The organism is Pseudofrankia asymbiotica, assembly GCF_001983105.1.
In the GTDB taxonomy this organism is placed as follows: domain Bacteria; phylum Actinomycetota; class Actinomycetes; order Frankiales; family Frankiaceae; genus Pseudofrankia; species Pseudofrankia asymbiotica.
This window is the reverse complement of record NZ_MOMC01000042.1, coordinates 29,722-54,839: the sequence shown is the minus strand read 5'-3', so window position 1 is coordinate 54,839 and position 25,118 is coordinate 29,722. Positions and strand designations below refer to the sequence as shown.

At 71.4% G+C, this 25,118-nt stretch carries 24 protein-coding genes; 12 read left to right on the top strand and 12 right to left on the bottom strand.

What is annotated here, in order from left to right:
* The first annotated feature begins 165 nt into the window (after nucleotides 1–165).
* Both BL253_RS20475 and BL253_RS20470 read left to right on the top strand, forming a co-directional pair.
* Nucleotides 166–459, top strand: a complete 294-nt coding sequence (locus tag BL253_RS20475) for a type II toxin-antitoxin system Phd/YefM family antitoxin (RefSeq protein ID WP_198946332.1) — start codon at nucleotides 166–168, stop codon at nucleotides 457–459.
* The gene (locus BL253_RS20470; protein WP_076818741.1) at nucleotides 459–737 is read left to right on the top strand and encodes a type II toxin-antitoxin system RelE family toxin; all 279 of its coding nucleotides are present in this window, start codon (nucleotides 459–461) and stop codon (nucleotides 735–737) included. Before BL253_RS20475 ends, BL253_RS20470 begins: the two co-directional genes overlap by 1 nt.
* A 19-nt stretch (nucleotides 738–756) precedes the next feature.
* Here BL253_RS20470 and BL253_RS20465 read toward each other — a convergent pair whose 3' ends face one another.
* The 4 genes from BL253_RS20465 to BL253_RS43885 all read right to left on the bottom strand — a co-directional run bounded on the left by BL253_RS20465 (nucleotide 757) and on the right by BL253_RS43885 (nucleotide 3,215).
* Nucleotides 757–1,329: a cob(I)yrinic acid a,c-diamide adenosyltransferase gene (locus BL253_RS20465; RefSeq protein WP_076818740.1), complete on the bottom strand. Its 573-nt coding sequence runs from the start codon at nucleotides 1,327–1,329 to the stop codon at nucleotides 757–759.
* A 67-nt stretch (nucleotides 1,330–1,396) separates the two neighbouring features.
* Nucleotides 1,397–2,221 carry a protein phosphatase 2C domain-containing protein gene (locus BL253_RS20460; RefSeq protein ID WP_076818739.1) on the bottom strand — a complete coding sequence of 275 codons (825 nt, stop codon included), beginning with the start codon at nucleotides 2,219–2,221 and terminating at the stop codon, nucleotides 1,397–1,399.
* A gap of 10 nt (nucleotides 2,222–2,231) precedes the next feature.
* Nucleotides 2,232–2,951, bottom strand: coding sequence for a hypothetical protein (locus BL253_RS20455; protein ID WP_241834967.1), 720 nt, complete (start codon nucleotides 2,949–2,951; stop codon nucleotides 2,232–2,234).
* 69 nt (nucleotides 2,952–3,020) lie between these two features.
* Nucleotides 3,021–3,215, bottom strand: coding sequence for a hypothetical protein (locus BL253_RS43885; protein ID WP_241834966.1), 195 nt, complete (start codon nucleotides 3,213–3,215; stop codon nucleotides 3,021–3,023).
* 34 nt (nucleotides 3,216–3,249) lie between these two features.
* Here BL253_RS43885 and BL253_RS20450 point away from each other — a divergent pair, with 34 nt between their 5' ends.
* A complete protein-coding gene (locus BL253_RS20450) occupies nucleotides 3,250–3,702 on the top strand; it encodes an NUDIX hydrolase (protein WP_076818738.1) in 453 nt (150 codons plus the stop codon).
* A gap of 78 nt (nucleotides 3,703–3,780) precedes the next feature.
* Here BL253_RS20450 and BL253_RS20445 read toward each other — a convergent pair whose 3' ends face one another.
* The 4 genes from BL253_RS20445 to murA form a co-directional block, all read right to left on the bottom strand.
* Nucleotides 3,781–5,538 (bottom strand): ATP-binding protein, encoded by a 1,758-nt coding sequence (locus tag BL253_RS20445; RefSeq protein WP_076818737.1) that lies wholly within the window; start codon nucleotides 5,536–5,538, stop codon nucleotides 3,781–3,783.
* 94 nt (nucleotides 5,539–5,632) lie between these two features.
* Nucleotides 5,633–7,666, bottom strand: coding sequence for a protein meaA (locus tag BL253_RS20440; RefSeq protein WP_076818736.1), 2,034 nt, complete (start codon nucleotides 7,664–7,666; stop codon nucleotides 5,633–5,635).
* Nucleotides 7,667–7,979: 313 nt separating this feature from the next.
* Nucleotides 7,980–8,681, bottom strand: a complete 702-nt coding sequence (locus BL253_RS20435) for a hypothetical protein (RefSeq protein ID WP_076818735.1) — start codon at nucleotides 8,679–8,681, stop codon at nucleotides 7,980–7,982.
* A gap of 199 nt (nucleotides 8,682–8,880) precedes the next feature.
* Entirely contained in the window at nucleotides 8,881–10,155 is a 1,275-nt protein-coding gene (murA, locus tag BL253_RS20430) for a UDP-N-acetylglucosamine 1-carboxyvinyltransferase (RefSeq protein WP_076818734.1), read from the bottom strand.
* Nucleotides 10,156–10,539: 384 nt separating this feature from the next.
* Between murA and BL253_RS20425 the strand changes: the two genes are divergently transcribed.
* A complete protein-coding gene (locus tag BL253_RS20425; RefSeq protein WP_420801697.1) occupies nucleotides 10,540–11,088 on the top strand; it encodes an HD domain-containing protein in 549 nt (182 codons plus the stop codon).
* Between the two features lie 82 nt (nucleotides 11,089–11,170).
* Nucleotides 11,171–11,833 carry an endonuclease NucS gene (nucS, locus tag BL253_RS20420; protein ID WP_076818733.1) on the top strand — a complete coding sequence of 221 codons (663 nt, stop codon included), beginning with the start codon at nucleotides 11,171–11,173 and terminating at the stop codon, nucleotides 11,831–11,833.
* Nucleotides 11,834–12,330: 497 nt separating this feature from the next.
* Here nucS and BL253_RS20415 read toward each other — a convergent pair whose 3' ends face one another.
* The gene (locus tag BL253_RS20415) at nucleotides 12,331–14,103 is read right to left on the bottom strand and encodes a 3-hydroxyacyl-CoA dehydrogenase family protein (RefSeq protein WP_076818732.1); all 1,773 of its coding nucleotides are present in this window, start codon (nucleotides 14,101–14,103) and stop codon (nucleotides 12,331–12,333) included.
* Between the two features lie 575 nt (nucleotides 14,104–14,678).
* Between BL253_RS20415 and BL253_RS20410 the strand changes: the two genes are divergently transcribed.
* Nucleotides 14,679–15,224 carry a YkvA family protein gene (locus BL253_RS20410; protein WP_076818731.1) on the top strand — a complete coding sequence of 182 codons (546 nt, stop codon included), beginning with the start codon at nucleotides 14,679–14,681 and terminating at the stop codon, nucleotides 15,222–15,224.
* 45 nt (nucleotides 15,225–15,269) lie between these two features.
* Nucleotides 15,270–15,593, top strand: a complete 324-nt coding sequence (locus BL253_RS20405; RefSeq protein WP_076818778.1) for a hypothetical protein — start codon at nucleotides 15,270–15,272, stop codon at nucleotides 15,591–15,593.
* A 207-nt stretch (nucleotides 15,594–15,800) separates the two neighbouring features.
* Here the strand turns inward: BL253_RS20405 and BL253_RS20400 are convergent, their stop codons facing one another.
* Complete coding sequence (locus tag BL253_RS20400) at nucleotides 15,801–16,490, bottom strand: sugar-binding protein (RefSeq protein ID WP_076818730.1); 690 nt, start codon at nucleotides 16,488–16,490, stop codon at nucleotides 15,801–15,803.
* Nucleotides 16,491–17,075: 585 nt separating this feature from the next.
* Entirely contained in the window at nucleotides 17,076–18,425 is a 1,350-nt protein-coding gene (gene ccrA / locus BL253_RS20395) for a crotonyl-CoA carboxylase/reductase (protein WP_076818729.1), read from the bottom strand.
* A 410-nt stretch (nucleotides 18,426–18,835) separates the two neighbouring features.
* Here ccrA and BL253_RS20390 point away from each other — a divergent pair, with 410 nt between their 5' ends.
* The 5 genes from BL253_RS20390 (at nucleotide 18,836) to BL253_RS20370 (ending at nucleotide 23,414) form a co-directional block, all read left to right on the top strand.
* Nucleotides 18,836–19,393, top strand: a complete 558-nt coding sequence (locus BL253_RS20390) for a SigE family RNA polymerase sigma factor (RefSeq protein WP_076818728.1) — start codon at nucleotides 18,836–18,838, stop codon at nucleotides 19,391–19,393.
* Nucleotides 19,390–20,397 carry an FG-GAP repeat domain-containing protein gene (locus BL253_RS20385; protein WP_076818727.1) on the top strand — a complete coding sequence of 336 codons (1,008 nt, stop codon included), beginning with the start codon at nucleotides 19,390–19,392 and terminating at the stop codon, nucleotides 20,395–20,397. Before BL253_RS20390 ends, BL253_RS20385 begins: the two co-directional genes overlap by 4 nt.
* A 284-nt stretch (nucleotides 20,398–20,681) precedes the next feature.
* A complete protein-coding gene (locus BL253_RS20380; RefSeq protein ID WP_076818726.1) occupies nucleotides 20,682–21,872 on the top strand; it encodes an acetyl-CoA C-acetyltransferase in 1,191 nt (396 codons plus the stop codon).
* Between the two features lie 16 nt (nucleotides 21,873–21,888).
* Nucleotides 21,889–22,953 (top strand): methylmalonyl Co-A mutase-associated GTPase MeaB, encoded by a 1,065-nt coding sequence (meaB, locus tag BL253_RS20375; RefSeq protein ID WP_081438489.1) that lies wholly within the window; start codon nucleotides 21,889–21,891, stop codon nucleotides 22,951–22,953.
* 5 nt (nucleotides 22,954–22,958) lie between these two features.
* A complete protein-coding gene (locus BL253_RS20370; protein ID WP_076818777.1) occupies nucleotides 22,959–23,414 on the top strand; it encodes a cupin domain-containing protein in 456 nt (151 codons plus the stop codon).
* An 82-nt stretch (nucleotides 23,415–23,496) separates the two neighbouring features.
* Here BL253_RS20370 and BL253_RS20365 read toward each other — a convergent pair whose 3' ends face one another.
* Entirely contained in the window at nucleotides 23,497–25,038 is a 1,542-nt protein-coding gene (locus BL253_RS20365; protein WP_076818776.1) for an ATP-binding response regulator, read from the bottom strand.
* Between the last annotated feature and the right edge of the window lie 80 nt (nucleotides 25,039–25,118).

Sequence of the window (25,118 nt, the reverse complement as noted above, 5' to 3'; positions counted from 1 at the left end):
CACGCTGAACACGACGGCGGGGTGCGTTCCATGGGGAGCGCGCCCCGCCGTCGTCGTGTCCGGGCTCAGGGGTCGCGACGGCCGGTCTTCGGCGCCGCGGACCGCGAGGTGCCCACTCCCTGGGCATCGAAGCGTGAATGGTCAGAATTCAAACCGGTCGTTAAAATGGTCGACATGGAKACCATCCCGATCACGGAAGCGAAGGCTCGGATCGCCGAGCTGGCGGATCGAGTAGCTCGGGAACACGACCACTTCACCATCACGCGCAAYGGCCGCGCCGACGTGATGCTGATCTCCGTGGCCGAGTACGAGTCGATGCAGGAGACCCTCGACATCCTCTCCGACCCCGAGACCCTGGCGGACCTGCGCCAGTCTCGGGAGGACAGCGCGGCCGGGGACACGTTCGCGTTCGACGAGGTCATGGCGGAACTGGAGCGACGGCGTAGCGGTGCGGCCTGATGGCGACGGCGTCGCCCTACGCGATCGCGTTGACGCGGCAGGCGCGCCGAAATCTTCATGAGGACCTGCCGGTCGAGGTAGCTGTCGCGGCCATGGAGACGATCAAGGGCTCGATCGCCGTAAATCCGCATCGAGTCGGCAAGCCATTCAACGAACCGTTCGATGGCCTGTACTCGGCCCGTCGCGGCACCTACCGGGTCATCTACCGGATCGACGAAGCCAAGCGCCTAGTAGAGATCCAATCCATCCGCCACCGACGAGACGCCTACCGCACCTAGCATCCGCTGGCTGGTCCGGTCAGGCGTTGCCGCCGGGGCGCCACTTGATGTCGCCGCCGGGGTTGGCGACGCGGCTGAGGATGAAGAGCAGGTCCGAGAGACGGTTGAGGTAGCGGGCCGTCAACGGGTTCGTCCGCTCCTCGTCGACCGCCAGCAGCGMCCAGACGCTGCGCTCCGCCCGCCGCGAGACCGTCCGGGCCACGTGCAGCAGCGCCGCCCCTGCCGTGYCACCCGGCAGGATGAACGAGTCGAGCTTCGGCAGGTCCTCGTTGAACCGGTCGCAGGCYGCTTCCAGCCGGTCCACATAGGCCTGAGTGACCCGTAGCGGTGGGTACTTGGGGTCGGGCACCACCGGCGTCGACAGGTCCGCGCCTACGTCGAACAGATCGTTCTGGATCTGCCGCAGCACCTCGCGCACGTCGTCCGCCAGGCCGCCGATCGCCAACGCCACGCCGATCGCCGCGTTCGCCTCGTCCGTGTCCGCGTAGGCGCCCAGCCGGGGGTCCGTCTTCACGGTCCGCGACATGTCTCCCAGCGCCGTGGTCCCGTCGTCCCCGGTCCGGGTGTAAATGCGGGTCAGATGGACAGCCATGCGTTCACCCTAGGGCCACCGCGCCGTGGGAGGCCCAGCCCGACCCGCCGAGATCACACCGCCGAGATCACAGCTGAGCCCAGACCACCGTCGCGTCATCGTGCGTGCCGAACCTCGGCACTCGCGCACAGTCCGGATCCCTGCCCTCGGCGTCCCGCAGCTCGTCGAGCAGTCGGGCGGCGCCGTCTGAGATGACCCGTTCCATCAACTCGGCGGCGTCACCAACCAGTCCGAAGGGCCACAGGACACGAGTGAAGCCGTCCGACATCAGGACGACGTCCGTGCCCGGCGGCGCCGGGACGACCCGCATGGCCGCGTGCCGAGCCGCTTCGGGATCCGGCCCCAGCACCCACAGCCCCGCGGGCGAGTTGCGTTCACGGCGCCGCTGCCGCAGTTCCGTCCGGATTTCGCGATAGGCCTCTTCGGCGGGCGTCCCGCGTGACATCCGGTCGCGTACGCGGGCGAGCACTGCCTCCTCCGCCCCGTCGAACTGGGGGTCGGTCACCTCGACCGGCTTACCACCGCTGACACCCACCAGGACCGAGCAGTCGCCGAGAGAGGCGACCTCCACCTGGTCGCCCGCCTGACGGACCAGCGTGATGGCCGCGGTGGGGAACTCGCTGCCGGCCAGGCCATGCGCGGCGCCCAGATCGGCGAGCTGTTCGATCACCGCCGCGAGCACGTCCGCCAGACCCCGTCCAGACCACGGGACGTCGTGGAGAAGCTGGCTAGCGGCGTGGCTCAGCCAGGCGGGCGGACTGAGGCCGGCTACCAGCGGCCCGTCGTCGAACGAGCTGGCGCCGTCGATGACCCAGACGCCGTCCTCCCGATAGCCGTAGGCGTCCTCGTTGGACACCTTCGACGACCGGCTGATCGCTTCGCGCACCCGCATCCGACGTCCCTCATCCCATCCGCGCCCACCCGCCCAGGACGAGCATGACGCCCAGGGCGAGAACCACCAGTCGCTGCCGCGTGCCCGGTGTGTCGACGATCAACAAATGAAACGCCCAGAAGACCAGGAGGATGACGCCTCCAGTCAGGGTCATCAGGCCGCCGGCCGCGCGCGCCGACTGACCGGAGGCAATGTTCGCCGCCGTGGTGATGAGCGCGATGACGGCCGCCAGCAGGTCCATGATTTCGAGGATCTGGCCGCGGATACGGCGCAGCTCGCCGCTGGCCTCCTCCTGTCGGCTCCGCAGTTGCTCTGTCTCCTGGACGTACTGGATGCGCGACCTGATCAGCTGGTAGCTGCCGATGCGCAGCGCGTATTCCGGATCCGAACTGTCCTCGCCGTCGACGGCGCGAGCGATACTGGCCCACGCGCCGGCGAAGTCGCCGCGGAGCGTGCAGAGGCGCGCCAGCGTGGCGTGGTAGCGGGCATAGCCGTCCGAGCTGATCGCTATGGCCTGCCGCACCCGCCGGTCGGCCGTGAGCAGCAGGTCGCGGTCCGGGCTGGGTTGCCGATCCGAGTAGTCCGCAATGATCTCCGCGGCGAGATGCAGTACGCCTGGAACGCCGGGTAGGCGCTCGACGGCCTGGTCCGCGAATCGCATTGCCGCGTCGCGATTGACCAGGTCGTCGTTCAGCGAGGCGTAGTACTCGGCCTGCATGAAGAAGAACATGGCATGCTGACCGAACTCAGCCTGGTACCGGTCGGTGTTGGCTCGGTGCCTGCTGTAGTCCTTTCGGCGTCATGCGCGGGCCTGTAGGCAGTAGAAGGCGTTGAACCTGATCTGCTCGGGCGTAGCAATGTCATTCAGCAGAGTGGTCAGCTGTTCGTCTGTGGGGTTGAGGTCGCGCAGCAGTCGACGGGCCTGGCCGCCGAAGTCGGGATGCGCCTCGGCGGGCAGGGCGGCCAGCGCCACGCCGAGTGGCCCGTGTTCCACCCGGCGAGCGTAACGAAATTGGTACGTTCCGCTCATGCATTCGGTCAGCGTCGCGGGAGTGGTCCGGCGGGAGGACGGCCGGGTGCTCTGCATCCGGCGACGAGACGACGGCAGTTGGCAGATACCCGGCGGGGTACTGGAGAACGGCGAGCACATTCCGGACGGGCTGCGCAGGGAGGTTGCGGAGGAGACCGGGCTCTCCGTGGAGCCGATCAGGTTGACCGGGGTCTACCTGAACGTCGCGCGTGACGTCGTCGCACTGGTGTTCCTGTGTCGGGTCGGCTCCCAGGCGGGCGAGGCCAGCGCGCAGACCGAGGAATCAGCAGAGGTCAGCTGGCTGACCTTGGCTGAGATACGGGAGCGCAGCGTTCCCGCCTTCGCGGTCCGGGTGCTCGAYGCCTGCTCGGGCGCGGTCGAACCGGCGGTTCGCAGCCATGATGGCGTCGACCTGATCGACACCGGCTTTGGCTGGCCGGTCCCGCGTTAGCCGGCGGCTGGCCCACCGCGTCGACCGGATGAGGCTATTCGATCGCTGCTGGACACCGGCGGAGGTAATCCAGCCAGGTCAGCGCTTTCTGGTGGGGAAGGCCGGGCCGGGCTGGTAGCGGACGCTGGGGCCGCGGGTCGGTGAGTCGGCGGTTCGTTCGATGACGCCGCGCTCCGCGAGGGAGCGCAGGAGCACGCTGGCCCGTTGGCTGCCGACGAGCAGGAGGTTCTGGACGGTCTGGTTGGAGACGGTCCCATACTCACGCAAGTGGGCGACTATTCGCCGTTCGGATTCGTCTGAAGAGCTCCGGTGATACGGGAGCAGGGTGCCAAGTTCCGCGCGGACCCGTTCCCTGAACCGGTAGGTCGGCAGCCGGTAACGACGGGTCTCACGTGCCGGCTCGAGGAGGTCGTGGGCGTCGTCGGACAGCCGCCGGAGCGCCTCGGCGGCCTCCTCGACGCTCTTCTGCAGGACCGGGGCGATCGTCGGAGCATCGACGGTTGGATGGGAGCGCAGGTAGTGGATGACCAGGATGGCGTCGGTGTCATCCTGGATCTCCGACGGCAAGCTGGCGATCATGATGGAGAGGCGGGCGGCCGGCGGACCGCCGTCGAGGACCACCCGGACGCTGCCTCCGCCGCTGTGAAACACCGGAGGCGTGTGACCAGCGCGCACCATCGCGCGGACCATCACGTCGACTCCAGTACCGGCACGCTCCGCGAGGCGAAGGACACGTAGCGCGTCTATCAGACATCGGTTCCTGGGCTTGGATACGTGCGTGAGGATGTTCTCCTCGGTCACCCCAAAGACGAGGTCGCCCGGCGAGGTGACGACGAGCCGGCTCGGGCTGTGTTCGATCACGATAGGTTCTGAGTGGCGGTAGTCGYGGTGCGCGACCGCGTTCACGACCGCCTCCCGAACGGCCGGACCAGGGATTGTCTCCAGCTGTTGCTGAACACCGGTCGGGAGCGTCACGGAGACCGTCTCGTTGATCGCGTCGATGCCACGCAGTACATCGACCACCGCGACGGTCAAAGGCGTGTCATGGACAGACGGCGGGCGTGCGAGAGAGCCCGCTGGCGTGCGCCGGCGTAGGTAGTGCAGGGATGGTTCCACAGACAGCCCCGTCGTCGCGCAGAACAGCAGCGCGCCGGCTCGCGTCAGGTCTCCGTCGTCGAGCAGGACCCCGCACTCACGCAGCAGGTCCGCCGTACTCAGCTCGGCCCGTCGCCGACTTTGCGCGTCTCCCGCCTCGATGAGCAGGCGGCGCGCCTCCTCCACGGCGCGGGCGGAGACGTCATCCGCGCGCAGGTGGGTGCGCTCGGCGGACCAGTCATACCCGCGCCGGTCATCCCGGACGGTGGCCTCTCGCTCGGCGGTCAGCGGCTCGCAGGAGGTACCGATCCGCTCCCGCAGCTTGCCGCCTACGCGGACAAGGTCGAACCCAGGCTCGACGGTGATCAGCAGGACCCGGCGGCCGTTGACCTGCCGGTCTTCGAGGTCCACGACGAGCGGCGGTGACGTCAGCTGCCAGATGCGTCGACGCAGCTCGTCGGTATCGAGCTCGTCCGGCACACCCACGATGCCGGCCGGTCCGGTGCCGCCGTCCGAGACGCCGACCACGACGGTGCCACCGCGGCTGTTCGACAGGCAGGCGACGGCTTCGGCCAGGTCGAGGGCCGCGGCTTTGAGTGGGTCGCGGTCATTGGGGGCGGGGCGCTTGATCTCCTTGAAGTCCAAGGTCAGCGACTCAAGCTCGGACGCCCTGCGCCCGCCGAGTACCTCCTGGAGCGCTCGGTCGACCTCGCGACTGAGGCGCTGTCGGCTGGCTGCCATGAGCTAGTTCTATATCACCCTGTCAAGACAGGGCGATATAGAACTCTGCCGTCTGGTTGGCGGGGAGGCCTGGTGAGTGGGGCGGCGAGGAGGCTCAGGTGAGGCCGCCCGCCTCGCGGATGATGTCGACGAAGCCGGACATGATCGCGGTCATGCCGTAGTCCTTGGGGGTGTAGACCGCGGCGACGCCGGCCGAGCGGAGGGTCTCGGCGTCGCGGTCGGGGATGATGCCGCCGACGACGACCGGCAGGTCGCCGAGCCCGGCGGCGCGCAGGCCGTCGAGCACCTGGGGAACCAGCTCCAGATGGGAGCCGGACAGGATCGACAGGCCGACGAGGTGGACGTCCTCCTGGACGGCGGCGGCGACGATCTGCTCGGGCGTGAGGCGGATGCCCTGGTAGACGACCTCGAAGCCGGCGTCGCGGGCACGCACCGCTATCTGCTCGGCGCCGTTGGAGTGCCCGTCCAGGCCGGGCTTGCCGATGAGGACCTTCACCCGTCGGCCCAGCTCGCGACCGGTCTCGGCGACCCGTTCCCGGACGGCGGCGAGCTCGTCGCCGGCGGCCGTGCCGGCCGACGCGCCGACGGTCGCCCCGGACACGCCGGTGGGCGCCCGGTACTCGCCGAAGATCTCGCGCAGCACCTCGGACCACTCGCCGGTGGTGACGCCGGCGCGGGCGCAGGCGAGCGTCGCCGGGACCAGATTGGCGTCGGACTTGGCCGCCTCGCGCAGCGTCAGCAGTGCCTCGTCGACGGCGGCCGGGTCGCGCTTCGACCGCCAGGAAGCCAGCGCCTCCTTCGCCGCCGCCTCGACCGCCGGGTCGACGGTCTGGATGGCGGCGTCCAGGTCGGCGAGCAGCGGGTTCGGCTCGGTCTCGGTGAACCGGTTGACGCCGACGACGACGTCCTCGCCGCTCTCGATCCGGCCGCGTCGGGCCGCCTGCGACGAGACGAGCTGGGACTTCATGTAGCCGGACTCGACGGCGGCGACCGCGCCGCCCATCGCCTGCACGCGGTCGATCTCGGCCTGTGCCGCCTCGACCAGCTCGGCGACGCGCTTCTCGATGACGACCGAGCCCTCGAAGATGTCCTCGTACTCCAGCAGGTCCGTCTCGTAGGCCAGGATCTGCTGGATGCGCAGCGACCACTGCTGGTCCCACGGCCGCGGCAGGCCGAGCGCCTCGTTCCAGGCCGGCAACTGCAAGGCCCGGCAGCGCGCGTCCTTCGACAGGGTGACGCCGAGCGCCTCGAGAACGATCCGGATGACGTTGTTCTCCGGCTGCGCCTCGGTCAGGCCGAGCGAGTTGACCTGCACGCCGTAACGGAACCGGCGGTGCTTGGGGTTCTCGACGCCGTACCGAGTACGCAGCAGGTCATCCCAGAGCGCCCCGAAGGCGCGCATCTTGCACATCTCCTCGACGAAACGCACCCCGGCGTTGACGAAGAAGGAGATCCGGGCGCAGACGTCGCCCATCCGCTCCCGCGGCACCTGGCCCGAGGCGACGACGGCGTCCAGCACCGCGATCACCGTGCAGATCGAGTAGGCCAGCTCCTGCACCGGCGTGGCGCCAGCCTCCTGCAGGTGGTAGCTGCAGACGTTGATCGGGTTCCACTTCGGGATCTCGGTCACCGTGTAGGCGATGAGGTCGGTGATCAGCCGAAGTGACGGCCCGGGCGGGAAGACGTAGGTCCCGCGGGACAGGTACTCCTTGATGATGTCGTTCTGGGTGGTCCCGTTGAGCGCGGCCGGGGCGACGCCCTGCTCCTCGGCGACGACCTGGTAGAGCGCCAGCAGCCACATCGCGGTGGCGTTGATCGTCATCGAGGTGTTCATCCGGTCGAGCGGGATGCCCTCGAACAGCGCCCGCATGTCACCCACGTGCGCGACCGGGACGCCGACCTTGCCGACCTCGCCGCGTGCGAGCGGATGGTCCGGGTCGTAGCCGGTCTGCGTCGGCAGGTCAAAGGCGACCGACAGCCCTGTCTGGCCCTTGGCGAGGTTGCGCCGGTAGAGCGCGTTGCTTTCCGCCGGGCTAGAGTGACCCGCGTATGTCCGGACGATCCACGGCCGATCCCGCTGCGGGCGGATGCCCGCGCTGTCCCTGCCCTGACCGGCTTGGTCAACCATCGCCAGCCATCCCCTCACCGTTGGGGAGGCCGCGCCGCGGCGAAGCGCCACCTCCCAGATCGTGGCCAACGGCGAAAGCGTACCGGCGCCACCCTGTCCCGCGCCCGCCAAGTGAACTGTCACCAATCACGCCTGAGCAGGACGATCCACAATCGTGGCGAGACTCACGCCTCAGCGGCGGACCCACCGAGGTGGTGAACGGCGGGTTGCGAGGTGCCCGCGAAGCTCCCGGAGCAGCTGTGCTGGCTCGCGGCCGTGCTGGCGGGACCGTCGTGCTGGCGGGAACCGCGCGTAGCAAGGAGATGCTCGGGGCTCAGCCCTGGGTGGAGCACACCTTGTTGGGACCCCAGACGGTGAGCAGCGGCTTGGGCACCATCTTGTCGCAGGCGCCGGCCCCGCTGGCGACCTCGGTCCACGGCCCGGTGCTGGCCCGCTTCCAGACGTGCAGCTGGGCGACCGGGATGGCGGTGCTCGACGTGCTGGTGAGGCCGGCGGCCCAGAACACGTCCTCGGCCGCGGAAGCGCCCTGGACGGCGCCATAGAACAGCTTCTGGGGCGGGATCGTGATCGCGTCGGCGGTCAACGCGGCTGCGCCCGTGTTGGACTGCGCGTCGCTGGAATCGGACGTCTGCGCTGCCTCCCACGCCGCGGACAGGGTCGTTTTGCCGGCCTTGGCGAGTGCGGCGTCCGCGGTGGCCCAGGTCAGCGCTGGGCGTAGGTCATCGCCAACGGTCATGTTGACGGCGGTTCCCGGGGAGCGGCTGCCCTCCCAGGGCAGCGCTGGCAGCGGTGGCTTGCGCGCCGGCGCCGCGACGTCAACGCCGCCGCCCGCGTCGTCCGAGGCGGGGGAGGACGCGGTGGCCAGGCCGATGACGATGCCGAGCACGACCGCCAGGACGAAGGCGCCAGCGATCACGAACGGGCGTCGTTGCTCGACCCAGGCCGCCAAGGGCGTCCCTGCTACGCGGGTCTGCTCACCCGGGCCCGCCGGCATCGGTACGTCCATCTCCTGCACGTGCCTCCGTTCGGCCTCCACATACCTTCCCCCGTGGTGCCCCGGGGACGTAGGCCTCAGGCCTGTGCAATCAAAGGCAGGATCGCACAGGTCGGAGCCCGCCCGAACTCCCGGGGGTGGGTGACACCCCGGTGTCGCGGTGGAGCCCCGTTGGGCGGTCGTCGACGTCCGCGGAGCCGCAGCGTACCCGGCGCCCGCCTCAGGCCGCCGCGGTGACCTGGTCGCGACGGATGTCCGCGCCGAGGGCGCGCATGTTCTCGACGAAGCCGGCGTAGCCGCGGTCGATGTGGTGGACCTCATGCACCTCGGTCATGCCCTCGGCGACCAGCCCGGCGAGCACCAGGCCCGCCCCGGCCCGCACGTCGGAGGCGACGACGGACGCGCCGACCAGCCTGGAGGCCGGGCGGACGACGACGTGGTGGCCGTCGGTGCGTAGCTGGGCGCCCATGCGCAGCAGCTCCCGGCAGAACACGAACCGGCTGTCGAAGACGTTCTCGGTGATCAGCGAGATGCCCTGGCTGACCGCCTCGAGCGCGATGATCTGGGGAAGCAGGTCCGTCGGGAAGCCGGGGTAGGGCAGGGTGACGACGTCGATCGAGCGTGGCTGGTCCTGGATGCTCACCCGGAATCCGTCGGCGCCGGTCTCGACGCTGGCCCCGGCGGCAGTCAGCTTCTCCAGCACGATCCCGAGGTGCTCGGCGCGCCCGTTGCGGATCATCACGTCCCCACGGGTCATGACCGCGCCGATGGCATAGGTTCCGGCGACGATCCGATCCGGGACGGTCTCGTGCGTCACCGGGCGCAGCTCGTCCACGCCTTCGATGACCAGCGTCGACCCGCCGATTCCCTCGATACCGGCGCCCATCTCGGTGAGGAACTCGCACAGGTCGGCGATCTCCGGCTCGCGGGCGGCGTTGTCGATGACCGTCGTTCCCTTGGCGACGGCCCCAGCCATCAGCAGGTTCTCGGTGGCGCCCACGCTCGGGAAGTCCAGCCAGATCGCCGCGCCCTGCAGCCGRCCGGACGAGCGGGCGACGAGGGCGCCGTCCTCGATGTCCACCACCGCGCCGAGGCGGCGCAGGCCGTTGACGTGCATGTCGAGCGCGCGGGAACCGATCGCGTCCCCACCGGGCAGCGCCACCCGTGCCTCACCGCGTCGGCCGACCAGCGGGCCGAGGATGGCGACCGAGGCGCGGATCCGGCGTACCAGCGCCGGGTCGGCCGCCGCTCCCGGCATCGCCGGGGTGTCGATGGCTATCGACCCGGCGGCCAGGTCCCGGCGGACCGTCGCCCCGAGCGCGGTCAGCACGTCGGCCATGACGCCGACGTCGAGGATGTCCGGCACCGCCGACAGCGTCGTCGTGCCCGGCGCGAGCAGGCTCGCGGCCATCAGCTTCAGGACGGAGTTCTTCGCCCCAGGAACAAGGACCTGGCCAGTAAGCCTTGATCCACCAGTTACGACGAAGCGCTCCACGGAAGGCGATGCTAGGGCCTGCGCGCAGGGTCTACCTGCCCTACGGGAGAGCATCGGCTGTTCATCACCCGATAGGGGTTCATCCGTCGCCTCCGGCATTCCCCGCACCTTCCCTGCCCGCGAGGCCCTCATGCGTGCCTGTGGGCCACAGGATAAGGGTCCATGAGCCCGGGCTGACCATCCGTCGGCGGTCTGGCGGCGGCTGGCTGGCCGGCGGACGGGTCGCCTACCGCGGCTACCTTGGGGAACATGGTGCGCATGGAGTGTCCCGAATCCGGCGCTGCTCCTCCGAAGGCCGATGGGCAGAGCATCCGGCGTCCTGATGGCGACGAGGCCGTCGGGCGGGGCGGCGGATCTCGCCTGACCGGCCAGAGAGACACCGACGTGGATCCAGCCGCCGCGCCGACGATCGAGGAGACCGCCGCGTTCGCGACCGAGATGCACGCCGGGCAGCTGGACAAGGCCGGAGAGGAGTACATCGGCCATCCGCTGCGGGTTCAGGCCACGGTGAAACGCAGTGCCCCGGCGGCCGGGGTGGATCCGGTAGACGCACAGCTCGCGGCGCTCCTGCACGACGTCGTCGAGGACACGCCTGTGRCGCTCGAGGAGCTCGCGGGCCTCGGATATCCGCCGCGGGTCGTCGCCGCCGTGGATGCCCTGTCCAAGCGTCCGGGTGAGGCCACCAAGAACTATCTGACCAGGGTCGCGGCGAACCCGCTCGCGGTCGTGGTGAAGCGTGCCGACATGGCGGACAATAGCGATCCGGTCCGATTGGGCCGCCTGCCGGCAGAGCAGGCCGACCGGCTCACCATCCGTTACACCGGGCGCAAGGCGCTGCTCGACGACCTGGTGGCCGCCGCGACCGCCGCGGCGTCCTCCCCGGACGCGGAGCGCTCTGCCTCCGCGGAGGGCGAGCCTCGGCCCGCCGAATAGCGACGGACGTCCGCTGGCAGGCGACGTGGCCTTGCCATCACCCAAGCCGGGCAGGCGGGGGACTTCGCGATAACGTGGCCCAATGCGCCTCGTGATCGCTCGGTGCAGCGTGGACTACGTCGGTCGGCTCAACGCCCACCTACCCAGCGCGGTGCGGCTGCTACTGGTCAAAGCCGATGGGTCCGTATCGATTCACGCCGATGGCCGCGCCTACAAGCCCCTCAACTGGATGAGCCCGCCATGCGTCCTCACCGAGGGGGAGGGGCTCTGGCGCATCACCAACAAGGCTGACGAGTCGCTGCTGATCACCATCGAAGAGGTGATGCACGACTCCACCCACGAGCTCGGCGTGGACCCGGGCCTGCGCAAGGACGGCGTCGAGGCACACCTGCAGGTGCTGCTGGCCGACCGGCCGGACGCGATCCGCGAGGACCTGACGCTTGTGCGCCGCGAGTACGAGACCGGGATCGGGCCGGTCGACCTGCTCTGCCGGTCCGGCGACGGCGCGAGCGTGGCCGTCGAGATCAAGCGCCGCGGCGAGATCGACGGGGTGGAGCAGCTGACCCGCTACGTCGCCAGGATGGTCGAGGACCCGGGGTTGCCGCACCCGGTCCACGGCATCCTGGTCGCCCAGTCGATCACGCCCCAGGCTCGCCTGCTGGCCACCGACCGCGGCCTCGCCACCGTCACCGTGAACTACGACGCCCTACGCGGCCTGGAACCCTCCATCCCCACCCTCTTCTGAGCCGCTGTATCTCTGGTTCGCTCCGTGCGGGCACGGCGCTACGGCCCCTTACTCGCTTCGCTCCCAAGGGACCTCCGCGCCGTGTCCTCCTGCGCTCACGTGCCCTTCGGCGACCTCGCTGCGGCCCGGCCCACCTCGCTTCGCTCGTGGGCCGGGCCTCCGCGAGGTGCACCTCCGGGCCAGCCCGGTCGCGTGCCGCTGCAACGTCACCAGTCCGGGTCCGGCCGCCGGCCGGCCGTGATCTTCTGCACGAGCGCAGCGAAGTGCCCTACGGGACCAGCCTCATGCCGGGTTCCGGAACGCTCCAGCGCAAGGTGACCGTGCTGGGCGCGGAGGCGCGCCTCGCGGAGGCCCGGCCATGGAGCGAAGCGAACGTGGCCGGGCCGCAGCGAGGTCGCCGCAGCGCCCGTGAGCGGAGGAGGACGCGGCGCGGAGGTAGCCCGCGAGCCGCCAGGCGAGCGGGCTGCCGGAGCGCCGTGCCCGCACGGAGCGAACCATTAAACACTGTGGTTGTGGAAGCCTCGGGCGGTCTTGCGGCCCAGGTAGCCGGCCCGCACGAGGTGCTCGATCAGTGGCGCCGGCGCGTAGCCCGGCTCGCGGAACTCCAGGTAGAGGGTGCGCTGGATCGCCAGCGTCACGTCCAGCCCGACGACGTCGGCCAGCTCGAACGGGCCCATCGGATGCCCGCAGCCGACCTTCATCGCCGTGTCGATGTCCTCGACCGTCGCGTAGTGCGCCTCCAGCATCCGCACCGCGTCGTTGAGGTAGGGGAACAGCAGCGCGTTGACGATGAACCCGGCGCGGTCGGCGCAGGTCACCGGGTGCTTGCGCGCGGCCCTGGCGACGGCGAGCACGGTCGCGACGACGTCGGGCGCGGTGAGCACCGTCGGTACCACCTCGATCAGCTTCATCGCCGGCGCCGGGTTGAACCAGTGCATGCCGATGACGTCGGCCGGCCGGGAGGTCACCGCCGCGCACTCGACGACGGGCAGCGACGAGGTGGTGGTGGCGAGCACCGCCCCCGGCTTCGCGACCTTGTCCAGCTGCGTGAACAGCTCCCGTTTGACGTCGAGGTCCTCGACGACCGCCTCGATGATCAGATCGGCCTCGGCGAGGTCGGCGAGGTCGGTGGTGCCCCGCAGTCGGGAGAGCGTGGCATCCCGGTCGTCCGAGGACATCCGGCCCTTGGCGACGGATTTCTCGAGCGACGACTCGACCCGCTTGCGCACGGCCGCCACCTTCTCCTCGGCGCGGGCCCGGACGATGACGTCGTAGCCGGACCTGGCGAGCACCTCGACGATCCCGGCCGCCATCGTGCCGGTGCCGACGACGCCGACGGCGCGCACCGCGCGGGCGTCCGCGCCGGCGATGGTGGTGGGCGGCGCCGGGTCGACGACCTCGGGCGAGTCGGGCGCGGCGTAGGTGTAGAAGCCGCGGCCGGTCTTGCGGCCCAGCATCCCCGCCGTGATCAGCTGCTTGAGCAGCGGCGCCGGCGCGTGCAGGTGGTCGCGTGACGTGTGGTAGATCGAGTCGAGGATCGCGTAGGCGGTGTCCAGGCCGATCAGGTCGAGCAGGGCCAGCGGGCCCATCGGGTGGCCGCAGCCGAAGCGCATCGCCGCGTCGACGTCCTCGCGGCTGGCGTAGCGGGCCTCCAGCATCCGCACCGCGTTGTTGAGATAGCCGAACAGCAGCGCGTCGACGATGAACCCGGCCCGGTCGCCGGCGGTCACCGCGCTCTTGCCGACCCGCTCGACGAGGCCGGTGACGTCGGTCAGCACAGTCGGGTCGGTGACGACCGTGCTGATGATCTCGACGAGGCCCATCACCGGGGCGGGGTTGAACCAGTGCGTGCCCACCACCCGGCCCGGCCGGCCGGTCGCGGCCGCGAGTTCGGTGACTGACAGCGAGCTGGTGTTGGTGGCGAAGATGGTCTCGGCGGAGCAGAGCTCGTCCAGCCGCACGAACAGGGCCTTCTTCTCGTCGAGGTCCTCGTCGATCGCCTCGATGACCAGCCGTGCCGGGGCGACGGCGCTCAGGTCGGTACCCGTCCGGATCCGGCCGAGCAGCGCGTCGCGCTCCTGCCCGGTCAGCTTGCCGTCGCGCACCGCCCGGTCGGTCGAGTGCGCCAGGTGGCCGAGCCCGCGCTGGAGCCCGGCATCGTCCTTCTCGACGCCGATCACCTCGATGCCGGCCCTGGCGAGCACCTCGGCGATGCCGGCGCCCATCGTGCCGAGGCCGACGACCGCCACCGTCGTCAGATCGAGACCCATGCCAGCCCCCTGTGTCGAGTTGTGCCCGCGTCCCCGGCCCGCGCGCCAGAAGAGTCCGCCGTCAGAGCGCCAAAGGGTGCGTAAAAATGATCTTCTTCACGCGCCCGGCGGCAGTCGTTCCGGAAGCCACTGACCGGATCCTCCCAGATTGATGACGGACAAGCTTGCGATCGCGAAGCAGAGTGCCTTCCGTGAACGGCCTTCTGCCGCTGACCGTGCCTCTGCGCGCGGGCTCGTTCGTCGTCGGGGTCGCGCCGTCGACGGAGTGTCCCCACGGAGTCCGGTCGCGCGCCAACCGAGCGCCCGGCTCCCGCGCCAACCGGCCATCGGTGGGGAGGCGCCCTGGACGAGCGGGGCGCCGCCGCCGCCGCGCGCCCCTCGGCCGGGCGCACCGCCGGGAGCGGGTGCTCGTCGGAGCGCTGTGTCGTCGTACGCCCGTTCTAGGATGGGTTGGCAGTGGCCGCCGGGCCGGTACCGGCCCGGCCGTGTGCGGTGGCTCGCTCTCGCCGCGGCGTCACGGTGGCCGGGCTCGCGTGCGACGGCATGGCGAGCCGGACGGGGAGGAAGGTCGGCCGATGGTCTCGATGGACAAGGACGGGTTGCGCACCTTCGGCCGAGAGGTCGCGACGTTCCTGCCGGACCTGGTGTTCATGCTTCGCGGAGTGGTGGCCGATCCGCGCGTGCCGCAGCAGGCGAAGCTCGAGGCGGGGGCCGCGCTCGCCTACCTCGTGTCACCCAAAAACAAGATCACCAACATGGTTCCCCTCATCGGGCAGCTCGACGACGTCGCGGTGGTCGCGTTCGCGTTCCGCCGGCTGGTCGTCGGGGCGGGCGAGTCGATCCTGCGCGAGCACTGGCGGGGAAGCGACCGGGCCTTCCACGCCCTCATCGGAGCGTCGTCCGCGCTCGCCAGCCCCGCCGGAGTGCTGCGCAGGGCGAAGGTCGCGACCACGATCGCCACCGCCGCGTTCGGGCGCGTGGGCGGGGTCGGCGGCTGGGGAAAGTCCGGCGCCGGTTCCGGCCGCGTCGTCGACGGTGAGGTGATCGGCCGCGTGGACGAGGCCGCCCCGCGGGGCCCGTCGCAGGGCAGGGGCGCCGCCGGCGATCGTCTCCGCAAGTAGGCGCGGGCGCAGGTCGGCCAGGCGCCCGATGAGCAGGCGGTGGCGGTGAGCCCGCGACGCGCGCGGCCCGAGCGCCGTGCCCGGCGTTCCGGGCGGATGGGCGGCGGCGCGGACGGCGACGACGAGCGGCGGCCGGCCTGGCTGGTCGACGCCGTGGTGGTGGACGGCGAGGACTGGGCGGCCCGCCCGGTGACCGGGGCGGCCAGCACGAAGGCATACCGGTGCCCGGGCTGCGACCATGAGATCGCACCGGGCGTCCCGCACGTGGTGGCCTGGCCGAGCGGGCGGATGGAGCACCGTCGTCACTGGCACACGCCATGCTGGAACCGGCGCCGCGCTGGTGCCAGGCCCTACCGAGAGCCGTACTGACCGAGACCTGTCCACGGCCCCCGGGCCGCGCCGTCCGGTAGCGGCGCCGAGCCGGCCGGTGCCACGCCGATCGGTGCCACGCGGGTCGGTCAGTACCCCTGCCGCGGATGGCCCGCCCGACCCGGCGCGCCGGGTGGGCCCGAAGGCCTGGTCCCGGCGTGCGTGGTCCGGCGTGCTGGGTCCCGACGGTCAGTCAGGTCCCGACGGTCAGATGCGGGAGCCGGCCTTGGACGTCGAGCCGACGGCCTTGGCCTCGTCCACGCCGGGCAGCTCGATCGCGGCGGTGGCGGCGGCCAGCTGGTTGCGCAGCGCGGACAGCTGCGAGGTGACCTGGTCGCGCAGCGCGCCGAGCTGCGAGGTGACCTGGTCGCGCTGACGCTCCAGCTCGGTCAGCCGCTGCTGCGACTCACCCTCGAGCTTGTGCGCCTTGCTGCGCGACGTCTCGATGATGTGCTCCGCCTCGCCGCGCGCGGTCGACACAATCCCGGCGGCCTGCTCATCGGCCTCGCGCAGGGTGCGGTCCCGGGTGTGCTCGGCGTCGGAGACGATCCGCCGGGCCTCATCGAGCTGAGCCTCGGCGTCCCTCGTCCGCTCGGACCGCACGGTGGCGGCCTCTTCCTCGGCGAGCATGAGGATCTGGGTGATACGGCCGCCGAAGTCGTCCCAGGCGGGCCGGCCCGAGGCCAGGTCGTCACGGATGCGCGCGGCTTCGGCGGCGGCCTCGGACGCGGCCGCCTCGGCGGCGGCCCGGTGGGCCTCTGCCTCCCGAAGCTGTTCCATCAACCAGGCGACGTGGGAGTTGACCTGGTGCGGGTCGTAGCCGCGGCGAACCAGGTCGAAGCCGGGGGAGCCCTCGCCCTCGCCGGCCATCGGGATGAGATCGGAGTGCTCGGTCATACGAGACCTGCATTCCAGACGGTGGCGTGGCTAGTCACAGCCGCCACCCTACCGCCCCCGGTTCCACCGCGTGCATGGCCCCTACCCCTTCGCCGGGACCCGCCGGAAGCGCCCTTTCGGTCGCTCCGGCGGCATCTTCCGCCGTCTACTTTCGGTGCCGGTCATGACGCGTTTCGGTGCTGGTCGTGACGGGGCGGGCAGGTCTCCCGCCGGTTCGACTCCGGTCCGTGCGTCCACCGACATGCCTGCCTGTTACACGTCGTGTTCGGATGACGCCGGCTCGAGGGACGCTTCCTAAACTCGCCAACAAGTTGATCCTCCGCACCCGTTATGCCAGTTATGAGCTATTCAGACCTATATGCCCACCGGTTCAATCCATCCGTGCCACCGGTGACGGCGCCTTCAGCGCAGCACCAACCCAGCCATCTCCTCGGCCCAGCGCCACGCCAGCCACGGCCATACGCTTGTGCCCGACACCAGGCCAGGAGGACGCTCAGCGTCCGCGGACCTGCCGGATCGACTCCGCAAGCTCCGTCGATCCGGCAGGAACCCCGGGCAGGACGGCGCGTCCAGCGCCCGGACGCCCTAGACGTCGCGGAAGCGGTTGATCGCGGTCAGATGGCGGTCGCGCAGGGCCTGGTCCCGGACGCCGAGCCCCTCGCGGGGTGACAGGCAGAGCACGCCGACYTTGCCCTGGTGGGCGTTGCGGTGCACGTCGTACGCCGCCTGGCCGGTCTGCTCCAGCGGGTAGACCCGAGACAGGGTGGGGTGGATCAGCCCGCGCGCGATCAGCCGGTTCGCCTCCCAGGCCTCCCGGTAGTTCGCGAAGTGGGAGCCGATTATGCGCTTGAGGTTCATCCACAGGTAACGGTTGTCATAGCTGTGCATGAAGCCGCTGGTCGAGGCACAGGTGACGATCTGCCCACCCCGCCGGGCTACGTAGACGGAGGCGCCGAACGTCTCGCGGCCCGGGTGCTCAAACACGATGTCGGGATCCTCGCCGCCGGTGAGCTCGCGGATCCGCTTACCGAAGCGCTGCCACTCCTTCGGGTTCTGCGTCTGCTCGTCGCTCCAGAATCGGTAACCCTCGGCGGCACGGTCGATGACCAGCTCCGCGCCAAGCGAGCGACAGATGTCGGCCTTCTCCGGCGACGACACGACGCAGACCGGGATCGCGCCGCCATTCAACGCCATCTGGGTGGCATACGAGCCCAGCCCGCCGGAGGCGCCCCAGATCAGAACGACGTCGCCCTGCTTCATGGCCGCCCCGTTGCGGGACACGAGCTGACGGTAGGCCGTCGAGTTCACCAGGCCGGGGCTCGCCGCCTCCTCCCAGGTCAGATGGTCGGGCTTCGGCATCAGCTGGTTGGCCTTCACCAGCGCGAGCTCGGCGAGGCCGCCGAAGTTCGTCTCGAATCCCCAGATCCGCTGTTCCGGGTCGAGCATGGTGTCGTCGTGGCCCTCGGGCCGCTCCAGCTCGACCGACAGGCAGTGCGCGACGACCTCGTCGCCCGGCTTCCAGGCGTGCACGCCCGCGCCGGTGCGCAGGATGACGCCGGCCAGGTCCGAGCCGACCACGTGGTAGGGCTGGTCATGCCGCTTCGCCAGCGGCGACGTGCGGCCGTAGCGCTCCAGGAAGCCGAACGTCGACACCGGCTCGAAGATCGACGTCCACACCGTGTTGTAGTTGATCGACGATGCCATCACCGCCACCAGCGCCTCGCCCGGCCCGAGCTCGGGCGTGGCCACCTCGTCGAGGTGCAGCGACCGGCGGGGGTCCTTGTCGCGGGACGCTATGCCCTCGAACATGCCCGTCTCGTCTTTGCGGACGACCATGCCCCGGTATGACCCGGGAACGGGCAGCGCGCTGAACTCCTTCTCCCGGGTCTCGGCGGGGGTCGCCTCGGCGAGGATGGCGTCGAGGATGTCCTTCACGGTCTACCTCCGGCAGTCGGGCGGGCGAACGGCATCGCAAGTGTCATCGATTGAGGCCCGTTCGGTCGCGCGGAAGGACGACGTCCGCGTGCGGTTGTGGCCGGCGACACCCGATCTCCCGCGCCGGCCCGTGGCCCACGGTCCGCGTCGTCGTCACCGGCCCGGTGCTGGCCCGCGCGTCCGGCCTGGTCGGAGCCCGGGGCGTCGAACGGTGGAGACGGGCCGCCGCCCCTGAGGACCAGGGTCTGTGGGCCCACTCCTGGGCCGCCTGGACACATCGACCGGACAGGGTCCAACGGCCGACAACCACGGCTTCCCGGAGAAGCCTGTCTCCCCTGGGCGCAAAGCGGTAGAACGGTGGAGACAACCCATAGGGCACGGTCAGCGTCAGAGATGTCGTGACTGCGCCCATGACCTTGGTGGAAGGGTGGCGACCCGTGCCTGCGCGGAGCGACGCCGCCCGTAGCGCCGTCGCCAGGGACGCGGACCAGGCTCTCACCGCCCTGTACTCGGAGCACTACCGCTCCCTCGTCCGCCTCGCCGCCCTGCTGCTCGACGACATCGGCCTCTGCGAGGAGGTCGTCCAGGACGCCTACATCCGTGTCCACGGCGCCTGGGGCCGCCTCCAGGACAAGGACAAGGCGCTCGCCTACCTTCGCCAGACCGTCGTCAACCTCGCCCGGTCGACGCTGCGGCGCCGCCTCGTCGCGCTGAAGCACGCTCCCAAGCCGATGCCCGACGCCGCCAGCGCGGAGGAGGGGGCCTACTCTCTGGTCGAACGGGCCGCGGTCATACAGGCGCTGCGGGAGCTGCCCCGCCGGCAACGGGAGGCCGTCGTCCTGCGTTACTACGCGGACATGTCCGAGGCTGACGCCGCCGCCGTGATGGGGTGCAGCGTGGGCTCGGTCAAGGCATACACGTCTCGGGGGCTGGCCGCCCTGTCGACCAAGCTGGCGGACCTACGGTGAACGGCTCGGAGCAGTCCCAGCTCAGCCCCCAGGAACTGAGCAGGCTGCTGCATGCCGCCGTGGACCCGGTCCGGCCGTCGCCGGAGGGGTATCAGCGGATCCAGGCCGGCATCGAGCGGCGCGGCCGGTGGCGGGTCCCGCTGTACGCGGCCGGCGGCGCGGTCCTCGCCGGGCTGGTGGTCCTGAGCGTGCTCCTGCTGCGGCCGGCCCCGTCGTCCCAGGTCGTGGAACCGGCCAATCGCGTGAGCCTGGTGCCGGGGGGGACCACCGTGCGGTCCAGCCCCAGCGTCGGGTCAAGCGGTACCGCCGCCACCCCTCGCGTCACCTCCGGCCCTGACGGCCCGAGCCAGACCGCGACCCTGCCAGTCCTCACGCCGCCCATCAGCCCGCTCACCACGCGCCCAGTGACTCCAGGTTCCACCGGCACCGGGCCCGACGAGAACAGCCCGACCCGGCCGCCCCTGCTCGGTGACCGCCCGGCCATCCCGGGCGACGTCGACGGCGACGGCAAGGCGGACACGGTCCGGCTGAGCGGCGCCGTCGTCGAGGTGACCCCGAGCCGTGGTGGCGCGCCCGCGCGTGTCGTCCTGCCGGACGGGGCGACGGCCAGCCGGTGGTCCGGCTTCGACCTCGACGGGGACGGCTTCTCCGAACTGGTCGTGCAGATCGGGTCCTCGGGTGACGTCAAGCAGTTCGCGGTCCTGCGTTTCATGGCGGCCGGCCAGGTCTCGATGCTGGCGGACGCCGCGGAGCAGCCGGTGATCACCGGCACCGCCTCGACGGGGTCCACGACCACGGGCGCCGGGTTCAGCTGCTCGACCAACGGCCTGCGCCTGGTCGCCGGCGTGTCGACCGACGGCGGCGCGAACTACGACGTCACCACGACCACCATCGCCGCGACGATCGACGGGCTGACCAAGGTGGGCACGCCGTCGAGGAGCACGGTTCCCGCCGCCACCGCCACCACGTCCTTCGACGCCCTCTGCGGCACCTGGAACCCCTGACGTCGGGACCGAGGYGCTGGGGTGTTGAGCGTCTCGGCACCCCCGGCCGTACGCGACGCGGGAACGGGATGGCGGGCGGGCCCCAGGTCGTTGACCCTGGTGACGGGCGCGTCGCGTGCGTGGGTGACCGCCGGCACGGCGTCGCCAGATCGCGGCGCCGCGGTGACCGGTGGGGTGGTGCTGGCCACGCTCGGCCAGCACGTCGGCCAAGATCACGTTATGGTTTTCAAGCACGGCGAACAAAGTTCTTCCCTCCCTCCCATCGTTCTCCCCAGGAGGCAGCCATGCCTGGTTCGGTCATCGTGGCCGGAGCGCGGACCCCGATCGGCAAGCTCTCCGGGGCGCTCAAGGGCTTCTCCGCGACCGAGCTGGGCGGGTTCGCGATCAAGGGCGCGCTCGAGCGGGCCGGCGTCGCCGGTGACGCCGTCCAGTACGTCATCTTCGGTCAGGTCATCCAGGCCGGCTCCGGCCAGATGACCGCGCGCCAGGCGGCGGCCAAGGCCGGCATCCCGCTGAGCGTGCCGTCGATCACGATCAACAAGGTGTGCCTGTCAGGCCTGGACGCGATCGCGCTCGCCGACACCTACGTCTCCAGCGGCGAGTACGACATCGTCRTCGCCGGCGGCATGGAGTCGATGACGAACACCCCGCACATGCTGCTGAACGGCCGCGCCGGGATCCGCTACGGCACCGCGCAGCTGGTCGACGCCACCGAGCACGACGCGCTGACCTGCGCGTTCGACCAGGTCGGCATGGGGGTGTCCACCGAGCGCTACAACGTGCCGCTGAACATCAGCCGCGCCGAGCAGGACGAGTTCTCGGCACTGTCGCACCAGCGCGCCGCGGCCGCCGCCAAGAACGGCCTGTTCGAGGAGGAGATCGTCCCGGTCGAGGTGCCGCAGCGCAAGGGCGACCCGATCATCGTCAAGGACGACGAGGGCGTGCGCGGCGACACCACCGCGGAGACGCTCGGGCGGCTGCGCCCGGCGTTCGACAAGAACGGCACGATCACCGCCGGTTCCTCGTCGCAGATCTCCGACGGTGCCTGCGCCGTCCTCGTGATGAGCAGGGCGAAGGCGCAGGAGCTGGGCCTGCCCATCCTCGCCGAGATCGGTCACCACGGGTTCGTCGCCGGCCCGGACACCTCGCTGCAGTCGCAGCCGGCGAACGCCATCAGCAAGGCCCTCGCGAAGGAGGGCCTGACCCCGGCCGACGTCGACCTGTACGAGATCAACGAGGCGTTCGCCTCGGTCGGCATCCAGTCGATGCGCGAGCTGGGCATCACCTCCGAGGTCACCAACGTCAACGGCGGCGCGATCGCGCTCGGCCACCCGGTCGGCATGTCCGGCGCCCGCATCGCCCTGACGCTGGCGTTCGAGCTTCGGCGCCGGGGCGGGGGCATCGGCGCGGCGGGGCTGTGCGGCGGCGGCGGTCAGGGCGACGCGCTGATCCTGCGTGTGCCGGCGGCTTCCTGACCGGCGTCGTTCCCCGGTGACATCCAGGTTGGTCCCTTCTGGGCCGGCCGCCGGTAGGCCGGGGCCATACGGAAGCCCGGCGGAGCTGGTGGCCGCGGCGGTCGAGGACCGGTCGCCGCGCGCGGTCGCTCGGATGATCTCGCTGGTCGAGGACAGCTCGCCGTGGCTGCGGGAGATCTCGCGGCTGCTCGCGCCGCGGACGGGGCGTGCCGAGGTCGTCGGCGTCACCGGCTCGCCCGGGGTCGGCAAGTCGACGTCCACGTCGGCGCTGGTGGCCGCCTTCCGGGCGGCCGGCCGGCGGGTCGGAGTGCTGGCCGTCGACCCGTCGTCGCCGTTCACCGGCGGCGCGCTGCTCGGCGACCGGGTGCGGATGACGGCGCACACGACCGACCCGGACGTGTACATCCGCTCGCTGGCCTCCCGCGGCCATCTCGGCGGCCTGTCCTGGGCGACGCCGCAGGCACTGCGGGTGCTCGACGCGGCCGGCTACGACGTCGTGATCGTCGAGACGGTGGGAGTCGGCCAGGCCGAGGTGGACATCGCCTCGCTGGCCGACACCACGCTGGTGCTGCTGGCGCCCGGGATGGGCGACGGCATCCAGGCGGCCAAGGCCGGCATTCTGGAGATCGCCGACGTCCTGGTCGTCAACAAGGCCGACCGTCCCGGTGCCGACGAGACCTACCGCGACCTGAGGAACATGGTCGCGCTGTCCCGGGCCGCCGGGAACGGTGGCCATGGCCGCGGTGCCGGGCCCGTGCCCGCACAGGACGCGGGCCACTGGGCCCCGCGGGTGGTGCGCACCGTCGCAGCCGACGGGAGCGGCGTTCCCGAGGTGGTCGAGGCCATCACCGCCCACCGCGGCTGGCTCGCGGCCACCGGCGAGCTGACCCGTCGGCGCGAGCGGCGCGCGGCGGACGAGATCGAGCAGATCGCCCTGGGAGCACTGCGAGCCCGCTTCGGTGATCCCCGCGGCACGCGCGAGCTGGGCGCGCTCGCCCAGGAGGTCGTCGCCGGTCGCCTGGATCCCTGGACCGCCGCCGACGACCTTCTGGCGACGCTTGTGGGCGGAACGGAGCGGTGAGTGTGATGATCGGCCGTCATCCACTGATCGACACGCTGGGGCTGGCTCCGCACCCGGAAGGCGGCTGGTACCGGCGCACCTGGGCGAGCCCCGACGAGATCCCCGCGCACGGCGGCACCCGCCCGGTCGCCACCTCGATCCTGTTCCTGCTCCAGCCGGGCGAGGTGTCCGCCTGGCACCGGGTCGCCTCCGCGGAGATCTGGCTCTGGCAGGGCGGCGGCCGCCTCGTCCTCACCCTTGGCGGCTCGGGCCTCGGTCCCGCGCCGGCCGAGCGTGTCGTCCTGGGCCCGGACCCTGCCGTCGACGACCTCCAGGCGGTGGTCCCCGCCGGCTGCTGGCAGACGGCCGAGCCCATGGCGGGCCAGGCCGGCGGGGCGGGCGAGGCCGTTCTCGTCGGCTGCGTGGTGGCTCCCGGCTTCGACTTCGCCGACTTCGAGCTCCACGGCCCGCAACCAGTCTGAGCCAGGCAGGACGCGGAACCGACCAGGAGGTCGTCGGGGACCGGCCGGGAGGTCGTCGACGGGCGGTTGAGGCGGTTGAGGCCTATGCGGGGCGCTGGGTGGCCGAGTGGTGGGGGATGGCGGGCTGGCGGTCGCGGACCGCGTGGGTGGCGGTGCCCGCGGCGCCCTTGACGGCGATGACGAGGGCGCCGGTGTCCATCGGGGAGGGAACGACGTCACGGGCGCCGGCCTGGCGCAGCCGCAGGACCTCGACCGGGTCGTCGGCGGCCGACAGCACGACGGTGGGGATGGCGCACGCCGTCGGGTCGGCGGCGAGGTGGGCGAGCAGGTCGGCGGCGGTGGTGTCGGGGAGCTGCTGGTCGATCATGATGAGGTCGGGGCACGCGCGGTGGACGGCGTCGAGCGCGAGCGCGCCGCGCGGCACGCTGACGGTGTCCGCCGCGAAGGTGCGGGTGAGGGTCTGGCTCACCTGGGCGCGCGTCGCCGGGTCGCCGCTCACGTGGACCACGCGCATGGCGGCGTCGGTGGGGATCCGGCCGCCGATGCCCGAGGGGAACATGTCCAGCTCCGGGTCCGGGTGTGGGTAACGGACGTCGACGGCGTCGAGGACCACGGCGAACACGCTGCCGACGCCATGGCGGCTGGCGGCGGTCAGCACGCCACCCATCGCCGTCACCAGCGCGTGCGAGAGGGCGAGCCCGAGCCCGCTGCCCTCGGTCCGGGTGTGCTCGGCGCCGAGCCGCTCGAAGGGCCGGAAGAGCCGGCCCATCGCGTCGGGGGGGAGGCCCTGCCCGTCGTCCTCGACCTCGATGCGCAGCCGGCCGCCGGTGACCGGGACGATGCCGACCCGGACGGTGCCGCCGTCGCGTCCGTACTTGATCGCGTTGCCGAGCAGGTTGAGCAGCACCTGCCAGAGGCGGCGGCGGTCGGCGTCGGCGACCAGCGGCTGGGCGGGGTCGATGACCCGGCGGATCCCGCGCCGCTGAGCGAGCGGCTCGACCAGCTCGACGACGCCCTCGACGATGTCGAGGACGTTGACCGGCGCCTTGGTGATGTCGCCGCGACCGGCGCGCAGCCGGGCGAGGTCCAGCACGTCGTCGATGATCGCCTGCATGTGCCGGCCGCCGGTGATGATCCGCTGGACGTCGTCGAGCACGCCGTCGGGCAACTGCTCGAGCTCGAGGAGCTGGGCGAAACCGAGCATGGCGTTCAGCGGGGTGCGCAGCTCGTGCCCGAGGCGGGCCATGAACTCGTCCTTGGCCCGGGAGTCCCGCTCGGCCGCGGCCCGAGCCTGCCGGTCGGTGGTGTCCCTGGCCACGAAGACCACCCAGCCCGCGCGGTCGGCCCGGATCGTGACGTCGAACGGTGCCGGGTTGCCGGCCATGTCGAGCAGGTTGGCCGAGCCGCGCCACTCGCCTGCGCGCGTCAGCGCGTCCACCACCGCGTCGGGGGCGACCTCGGCTGAGGGCTCGACGACGCCGGCGAGGTCGCGCAGGCAGGTGACCCCTGCCAGCCGGTCGCCGAGGAAGGCGCGTGCCGTCGCGCCKACGTCGAGGATCCGGCCGTCGGTGCCGACTACAACCACTAGGTCGTTCAACGCGTCCAACAGCGTGCGGGTGCTCACCTGGACCACATCCCGTTGGGCTGCCCGTGGCGCGCGATCCCTTCGGACCGACCGCGACGGTGTGGTGTGGCTGGACGGAG